At 53.3% G+C, this 4,705-nt stretch carries 2 tRNA genes and 2 rRNA genes; all 4 read left to right on the top strand.

The annotated features are described in order from the left end of the window. Positions 1-1,394 (top strand): 16S ribosomal RNA (locus DWX33_RS12865); the annotation flags it as partial. Positions 1,395-1,563: 169 nt separating this feature from the next. After that, positions 1,564-1,637, top strand: a tRNA-Ile gene (locus DWX33_RS12860). A gap of 10 nt (positions 1,638-1,647) precedes the next feature. Further along, positions 1,648-1,721: transfer RNA gene (locus tag DWX33_RS12855), tRNA-Ala, on the top strand. 105 nt (positions 1,722-1,826) lie between these two features. Next, a 23S ribosomal RNA gene (locus DWX33_RS12850) occupies positions 1,827-4,704 on the top strand. The last annotated feature ends 1 nt before the right edge of the window (position 4,705 follow it).

Genomic DNA, 4,705 nt, shown 5'->3' with positions numbered 1-4,705 from the left:
CCTATCAGAGGGGGATAACCCGGCGAAAGTCGGACTAATACCGCATGAAGCAGGGGCCCCGCATGGGGATATTTGCTAAAGATTCATCGCTGATAGATAGGCATGCGTTCCATTAGGCAGTTGGCGGGGTAACGGCCCACCAAACCGACGATGGATAGGGGTTCTGAGAGGAAGGTCCCCCACATTGGTACTGAGACACGGACCAAACTCCTACGGGAGGCAGCAGTGAGGAATATTGGTCAATGGGCGTAAGCCTGAACCAGCCAAGTCGCGTGAGGGATGAAGGTTCTATGGATCGTAAACCTCTTTTATAAGGGAATAAAGTGTGGGACGTGTCCTGTTTTGTATGTACCTTATGAATAAGGATCGGCTAACTCCGTGCCAGCAGCCGCGGTAATACGGAGGATCCGAGCGTTATCCGGATTTATTGGGTTTAAAGGGTGCGTAGGCGGCCTTTTAAGTCAGCGGTGAAAGTCTGTGGCTCAACCATAGAATTGCCGTTGAAACTGGGAGGCTTGAGTATGTTTGAGGCAGGCGGAATGCGTGGTGTAGCGGTGAAATGCTTAGATATCACGCAGAACCCCGATTGCGAAGGCAGCCTGCCAAGCCATGACTGACGCTGATGCACGAAAGCGTGGGGATCAAACAGGATTAGATACCCTGGTAGTCCACGCAGTAAACGATGATCACTAGCTGTTTGCGATACACTGTAAGCGGCACAGCGAAAGCGTTAAGTGATCCACCTGGGGAGTACGCCGGCAACGGTGAAACTCAAAGGAATTGACGGGGGCCCGCACAAGCGGAGGAACATGTGGTTTAATTCGATGATACGCGAGGAACCTTACCCGGGTTTGAACGCATTCGGACCGAGGTAGAAACCCCTTTTCTAGCAATAGCCGTTTGCGAGGTGCTGCATGGTTGTCGTCAGCTCGTGCCGTGAGGTGTCGGCTTAAGTGCCATAACGAGCGCAACCCTTGCCACTAGTTACTAACAGGTGATGCTGAGGACTCTGGTGGGACTGCCAGCGTAAGCTGCGAGGAAGGCGGGGATGACGTCAAATCAGCACGGCCCTTACATCCGGGGCGACACACGTGTTACAATGGCGTGGACAAAGGGAAGCCACCTGGCGACAGGGAGCGAATCCCCAAACCACGTCTCAGTTCGGATCGGAGTCTGCAACCCGACTCCGTGAAGCTGGATTCGCTAGTAATCGCGCATCAGCCATGGCGCGGTGAATACGTTCCCGGGCCTTGTACACACCGCCCGTCAAGCCATGGGAGCCGGGGGTACCTGAAGTCCGTAACCGCGAGGATCGGCCTAGGGTAAAACTGGTGACTGGGGCTAAGTCGTAACAAGGTAGCCGTACCGGAAGGTGCGGCTGGAACACCTCCTTTCTGGAGCGAAGGATTCCGTCGCTGGCCAAGTGTCGGCGATGTCCGGTCATACCAGGTATCGATCGCCTTGTGCTGCTGTTGAGATTATGTTTATTATGTAGATCAATGATCGGAAGGCCGGTCGGAGAGAAAAAGATTAAGCTGGGACGTAAGTCTTGGCAAGGTTGACAGTCCTATAGCTCAGTTGGTTAGAGCGCTACACTGATAATGTAGAGGTCGGCAGTTCAACTCTGCCTGGGACTACTCCGAATGAGGGGGATTAGCTCAGCTGGCTAGAGCATCTGCTTTGCACGCAGAGGGTCAACGGTTCGAATCCGTTATTCTCCACGCATCCCGCGAGGGAAAGAGGATCTTTGACATATTGGACATCAAAAAGAAGAAACAAGTAGAGCGAGCTTAAGATATATCAACCCGTACGTATGTACGAGGTGAGAGAAAGTAAGCAAGGGCAGACGGTGGATGCCTTGGCTCTCGGAGGCGACGAAGGACGTGATAAGCTGCGAAAAGCCCGGGGGAGGCGCAAATAGCCGTTGATCCCGGGATATCCGAATGGGGCAACCCGGCAGGCTGAAGGCCTGTCATCCCGTAAGGGAGGCGAACGTGGGGAACTGAAACATCTAAGTACCCATAGGAGGAGAAAATAAACAATGATTCCGTAAGTAGTGGCGAGCGAACACGGAAGAGCCCAAACCCGTGGCGTCTAGGCGACACGGGGGTTGTAGGACCACGACGTGGCAAGAAGGAAGGGAAATGGAACGACTTGGAAAAGTCGGCCATAGACGGTGAAAGCCCGGTACATGACTCCCTTACGAAGCCTAGTGGTATCCTGAGTAGCGCGGGGCACGAGAAATCTTGCGTGAAACAGCGGGGCCCATCCCGTAAGGCTAAATACTCCCGAGAGACCGATAGCGAACCAGTACCGTGAGGGAAAGGTGAAAAGAACCCCGAGCAGGGGAGTGAAATAGACCCTGAACCCGTCTGCCTACAAGCGGTCGGAGCGTTGTTATGACGTGACGGCGTGCCTTTTGCATAATGAACCTACGAGTTACCTTCCCCGGCAAGGTTAAGTACCTAAGGTACGGAGCCGAAGCGAAAGCGAGTCTGAAGAGGGCGGCCAGTCGGGGGGGGGAGACGCGAAACCGAGTGATCTACCCTTGGCCAGGTTGAAGGTTGGGTAACACCAACTGGAGGACCGGATGGGTAAGCGTTGAAAAGCTTTCCAATGAGCTGAGGGTAGGGGTGAAAGGCTAATCAAACTCGGAGATAGCTCGTACTCCCCGAAATGCATTTAGGTGCAGCCTCTTTATAGTATATCGTGAGGTAGAGCGACTGATTGGATGCGAGGGCTTCACCGCCTATCAAGTCCAGATAAACTCCGAATGCGCGATATATATTTACAGGGAGTGAGGGCGCGGGTGCTAAGGTCCGTGTCCGAGAGGAGAAGAATCCAGACCACCGGCTAAGGCCCCCAAATGATCGTTGAGTTGAACTAACGAGGTCGGATCGCAGAGACAGCTAGGATGTTGGCTTGGAAGCAGCCATTCATTTAAAGAGTGCGTAACAGCTCACTAGTCGAGCGATCTGGCGTGGATAATAATCGGGCATAAACGATCTGCCGAAGCCGTGGATGTCGTAAGACATGGTAGGGGAGCATTCCATGCGGCGTCGAAGATAAGGGATGACCCTTGTTGGAGCGCATGGAAAAGCAAATGTAGGTATGAGTAACGATAAGGGGGGCGAGAAACCCCCCCGCCGAAAGACCAAGGTTTCCTGATCAACGCTAATCGGATCAGGGTGAGTCGGGACCTAAGGCAAAGCCGAACGGCGCCGCCGATGGAAGAATGGGTTAATATTCCCATACTGCCTCATGGAGTGACGTGGAGACGGAGAAGTGACAGTCCTGCCGGCTGACGGAATAGCCGGTTGAAGGGTGTAGATATTGATTCCCGTAGGCAAATCCGCGGGGAGAGTCGAACCTGACAGTATACCGAGTACTTGTACGAGGTAATATGGACGTAACCATGCTCCCAAGAAAATCCGCTAAACTTATCCATGCGGCACCCGTACCGTAAACGGACACACGTGGTCGGGTTGAGAATACTGAGGCGCTCGAGTGATTCACGGTTAAGGAACTAGGCAAATTGACCCTGTAACTTCGGGATAAAGGGTCCTCGTCGTAAGGCGAGGCGCAGAGAATAGGTCCAGGCAACTGTTTAACAAAAACACATGGCTGTGCTAAATGGAAACATGATGTATACAGCCTGACACCTGCCCGGTGCTGGAAGGTTAAGAGGAGATGTCATCGCAAGAGAAGCGTTGAATTGAAGCCCCAGTAAACGGCGGCCGTAACTATAACGGTCCTAAGGTAGCGAAATTCCTTGTCGGGTAAGTTCCGACCTGCACGAATGGTGTAATGATCTGGACACTGTCTCAACCGTGAGCTCGGTGAAATTGTAGTATCGGTGAAGATGCCGATTACCCGCGATGGGACGAAAAGACCCCGTGAACCTTTACTATAGCTTTACATTGAATTTGGGCAGACGATGTGTAGGATAGGCCGGAGGCTTTGAAGGGGGTACGCCAGTATCCTTGGAGCCGCCGTTGAAATACGGCCCTTCGGTTGTTTGAGTTCTAACTCCTAGGCAGGAGGACACTGTATGGTGGGTAGTTTGACTGGGGTGGTCGCCTCCAAAAGCGTAACGGAGGCTTCTAAAGGTGCCCTCAGACCGATTGGTAACCGGTCGTAGAGTGTAATGGCATAAGGGCGCTTGACTGGGAGAGATACAACTCGATCAGGTAGGAAACTAGAGCATAGTGATCCGGTGGTTCCGCATGGAAGGGCCATCGCTCAAAGGATAAAAGGTACTCCGGGGATAACAGGCTGATCATTCCCAAGAGCTCATATCGACGGAATGGTTTGGCACCTCGATGTCGGCTCGTCACATCCTGGGGCTGGAGAAGGTCCCAAGGGTTGGGCTGTTCGCCCATTAAAGTGGCACGCGAGCTGGGTTCAGAACGTCGTGAGACAGTTCGGTCTCTATCTATCGTGGGCGCAGGAGATTTGAGGGGCTCTGACACTAGTACGAGAGGACCGTGTTGGACGTACCACTGGTTTACCGGTTGTCCCGCCAGGGGCACCGCCGGGTATCTAAGTACGGATCGGATAAGTGCTGAAAGCATCTAAGTACGAAGCCGGCCTCAAGATTAGATCTCCCTCAAGGGTGGTTATAGACGATGACCTTGATAGGCCACAGGTGTAAGGGCGGCGACGTCCGAGCCGAGTGGTACTAATAGCCCGGGACTTTCCTCAC

This window comes from Parabacteroides sp. AF19-14 (assembly GCF_003635485.1).
Taxonomy (GTDB): domain Bacteria; phylum Bacteroidota; class Bacteroidia; order Bacteroidales; family Tannerellaceae; genus Parabacteroides; species Parabacteroides distasonis.
This window is presented reverse-complemented; position numbering and strand designations above follow the sequence as displayed.